This window comes from Ramlibacter sp. bp-362 (assembly GCF_054956735.1).
This window is the reverse complement of record NZ_JBUDXE010000035.1, coordinates 1-3,887: the sequence shown is the minus strand read 5'-3', so window position 1 is coordinate 3,887 and position 3,887 is coordinate 1. Positions and strand designations below refer to the sequence as shown.

The window sequence follows — 3,887 nt, the reverse complement described above, 5'->3', positions numbered from 1 at the left end:
GGGATCCTTTGGGGGGGTTTGTTGGGGTTCGCTTTGAGCTCACCACAAGTTGAGGGGAGCATGCCCGGGGGGGTTGGTGGGGAGCCGCAGGCGAACCCCAGCTCACTCATCCACCTGGATTTCCAGGACGCAGTCCCCCTGCAGCGCATGCAGCATCATGCGCCCGCTGCTGTCCACCCGGTAGCTCTCGTTCGGCTGCAGGAGCACGTCGCGCAGGTCGCCGTCGTGCGTGATCCAGGCTTCGCCGTCCCGGCAGTGCAGCGTGACCGTGCCCACGGTCCCGGGGGGCGGCCCGATCTCCCGCGTGGTGCCCGCGCGCACGTGCGCAGCGTACCAGCGCGTCACGCGGGGACGGGCGCCGAGGCCGAAGAGGCGCGCCATGAAGGCCGGTGCGGGAAGGGACAGTTGCATGGAGCGGGATCATCCGCCGCCGCCGCGCCCCGCGCTGGCCGCCCGCCGCCGTGCCCGCGTCGGACGCGCGAGGCAGTCGCTGTAGTCGCGTCCGCACAGGACGCACGCCCGTAGTCGGCGCGCCGCCCGCGCACGGGGCAAAGCCGCCCATGCGTCGCGCAGGCGTCCTACAGTCGGGCCACGGCCGGGCCTCCTAGATTCGTGCGGTACCCAGGAAGAGAAGCACCATGAACGAATCCGACGAGGCAGTGACGGACGCCGGGGGCGGACGCCTGCGGCGGCTCGGCCGCTGGATCCGCCGCCATCCCGTGAAGGCCGTCGCCGCCGTGCCGCTGGCGCTGGCGCTGTACGTGGCGGCCCTGTACCCGTTCACGCCCAGCATCGGCGACATCCGCAAGTCCAAGCAGGAATCGCCCTCCGTGGTGCTCACCGCCGACGGCAAGGAACTGGCCGTGTTCCGTCGCGCCAACCGCGACTGGGTCAAGCTCTCCGACATCTCGCCGAACGTCACGAAGGCGCTGCTCGCCACCGAGGACAAGCGCTTCTACGAGCACCACGGCATCGACGTGGTGCGCACGCTCAAGGCCGTGGTCAACACGCTCACCGGCGACGTCGAAGGCGGCTCCACGATCACGCAGCAGCTCGCCCGCAACCTGTACCCGGAGGAGATCGGCCGCGAGCAGACCATCACCCGCAAGGTGAAGGAGGCGATCACGGCGCTGAAGATCGAGGCGATCTACAGCAAGGACGAGATCCTGGAGAGCTACCTCAACTCCGTCTCCTTCCTCTACAACGCGTGGGGCATCGAGATGGCCGCGCGCACCTACTACGGCAAGCCGGCGAAGGACCTGAACCAGCTGGAGGCCGCCACGCTGATCGGCATGCTCAAGGGCACGTCCTACTACAACCCGGTGCTCAATCCCGAGCGCGCCCTGCAGCGGCGCAACACGGTGCTCGCGCAGATGGTCAAGGAGGACATGCTGACCGAGGCGCGCTACGAGGAGCTGAAGGGCCAGCCGCTGAAGCTCGACTTCGAGCGCCTGCCGGACTCGCCCGGCATGGCGCCGCACCTGGCCGAATACCTGCGGCGCTGGCTGCTGGACTGGGCCGACCGCAACGACTACAACATCTACGCCGACGGCCTGGTGGTGAAGACCACCATCGACTCGCGCCTGCAGGAGATGGCCAACGAGGCCGTGGAGCGCCAGGGCAAGGCGCTGCAGGCCGTGGCGGACGTGGAGTGGAGCCGCAAGGCGATGCCCACCCTGGGCAGCGATCCGTCGGCCTACGTTGCCGCGCGCGGCAAGTCCTCGCCCTTCGAGTACTTCTGGAACAGCCACGGCAAGCTGGTCGACGACTGGATCCGCGACACCACCGAGTACAAGCAGGCGCGCGACGAGGGCCGCTCGGAGGAAGAGGCGCTCAAGCAGCTGCGCGGCGACGCGAAGTTCATGGCCGACCTGCGCCGCAGCAAGACCATGCTGCAGGCCGGCTTCCTGGCGATCGAGCCGCAGACCGGCGCCGTGCGCGCCTGGGTCGGCAGCCGCGACTGGGACGAGGACAAGTTCGACCACGTGCAGCAGGCGCGCCGCCAGCCCGGCTCGACCTTCAAGCCCTTCGTGTACGGCGCCGCCTTCGAGATGGGCCACCAGCCGAACGAGACGCTGATGGACCAGGCGGTGGAGATCCAGATCGACCGCAAGAAGTTCTGGCGCCCGGGCGACGTGGAAGGCGCGCCGAGCAACCAGCCGATGACCCTGCGCGAGGGCCTGGCCAAGTCCAAGAACTCGATCACGGCGCAGCTGATGATGCAGGTGGGGCCGTCCCGCGTGGCGAGCCTCGCCCGGTCGATGGGCGTGCGCGAGAGCAAGCTGGACGAGGTGCCCTCGCTGGCCCTGGGCACCAGCCCCGTGACGCTGAAGGAGATGGTCACCTCCTTCGCCACCATCGCCAACGGCGGCAACTACATCGCGCCGCAGATCGTCACGGCGGTGGAGGACCGCAACCACAACGTGCTGGAGAGCTTCGGCACCCACGCACCGGAGCAGGCGCTGTCGAACCAGGCGGCCATGACGCTGCTGGACGTGATGCGCGGCGTGATCGACGGCGGCACGGCCGCCGGCCTGCGCCCCCGCTTCGGCCTCACCGGCGACCTGGCGGGCAAGACCGGCACGACCCAGGACAACACCGACGGCTGGTTCATCCTGATGCACCCGCAGCTGGTGGCCGGCGCCTGGGTCGGCTTCAACGACAACCGCGTCACCATGCGCAGCAACTACTGGGGGCAGGGCGCCCACAACGCGCTGCTGATGGTGGGCGACATGGTCAAGCACGCCGAGAAGGCCGGCGTGATCGACGCCAAGGCCACCTTCGCCGCGCCGCACATGAAGGAGCAGGAACGCCCGCTGATCGACCGCATGGGCGACTGGTGGAACAGCGTCTTCAACACGCAGGGCGCGGAAAGCGATCCGACGGTCGCGGCGCTGCCCGAAGTGCAGCTGCCGGAGGTGAAGCTGCCGGAACTGGACCTCGAGCCGCCCAAGCTGGAGCCGCCGCCGGCCTCGCTGGACCTGCCGCCGTCGCCGCCGTCCGCGTCGCTCGACCTGCCGCCGCTGCCTCCGCCGCCGACGCTGCCCACGACGCCGCCGCCCACCGTCACCGCCGACGCGCCGGTGCTGGTCGAGCCGCAGCGCGTGCCGTCCTTCCCGCGGCCGCTGGAATCCGGGCGCGCCGTGGAGACCGTGCCGGGGACGCGCGTGTACCCGCAGCCGGACGTGGCGACGCGCCGGCCCCCTGCCGCGCCGCCGGAAGTCGCGACGCGCCGGCCCGACCCGACGCTGCCGCCGGACGTCGTGCGCGGCCCTTCGGAATCGGGAACGAACGCGATGGGCGCCGCGCCGGAGATCGGCCGGGGGACCGGCAGCACCGCGACCCCGAGCCGGCCGCGTGCTTCCGGGTCCGGCGGCGCTTCGTCTTCGACGCAGCAGCGCCGCCCGGCGCCGGTCCAGGTCACGCCGCGCGACGACGGCACGGTCACGCTGTCGCGCGACAGCGCCGTGACGCTCACGATCCCGGGCGGCTCCGCCACCGCGAAGCCACGAGACGCCGCAGCGACGCCGGCGCGGGAGACCACGCCGCCGCCGCGCGACCCGAGCAGCTCGTCGTCCGCGCCGGGCGTGGACTCGTCGGCCTCGAGCTATTCGTCGAGCGCCACCTCCAGCTATTCGTCGAGCGGCAGCTCCAGCGAGTCATCCACCGGCAGCTCCAGCTATTCGTCGGCCGGCGGTTCCAGCTACGGCAGCGACAGCACCACCACCATGGGCAGCAGCCCCCTGCCGACGGCCAGCGGCGAGGCGAACAGCACGTTCTCGTATCCGCAATAACGCGTCATCCCCGCGAAGGCGGGGGGTGGTCTCAACCGGTCAACGCAACAGAATCGAACTGTTGCGGAGACCGAGATGAGAAAGATGAGGGCA

The 3,887-nt window shown here is 70.6% G+C and carries 1 protein-coding gene and 1 pseudogene; one reads left to right on the top strand and one right to left on the bottom strand.

Annotation, left to right across the window (positions count from 1 at the left end):
- Positions 1–102: 102 nt before the first annotated feature.
- Entirely contained in the window at positions 103–411 is a 309-nt protein-coding gene (locus tag ACY0MJ_RS22280; RefSeq protein ID WP_462640748.1) for a DUF2917 domain-containing protein, read from the bottom strand.
- A gap of 227 nt (positions 412–638) precedes the next feature.
- Between ACY0MJ_RS22280 and ACY0MJ_RS22275 the strand changes: the two are divergent.
- Positions 639–2,783 (top strand): annotated as a pseudogene (locus tag ACY0MJ_RS22275) (penicillin-binding protein 1A); the annotation flags it as partial.
- Positions 2,784–3,887 lie beyond the last annotated feature (1,104 nt).

Excerpts from the sequence above, each read along its gene's own strand:
- ACY0MJ_RS22280 (WP_462640748.1), bottom strand. The coding sequence starts at position 411 with ATGCAACTGTCCCTTCCCGCACCGGCCTTCATGGCGCGCCTCTTCGGC.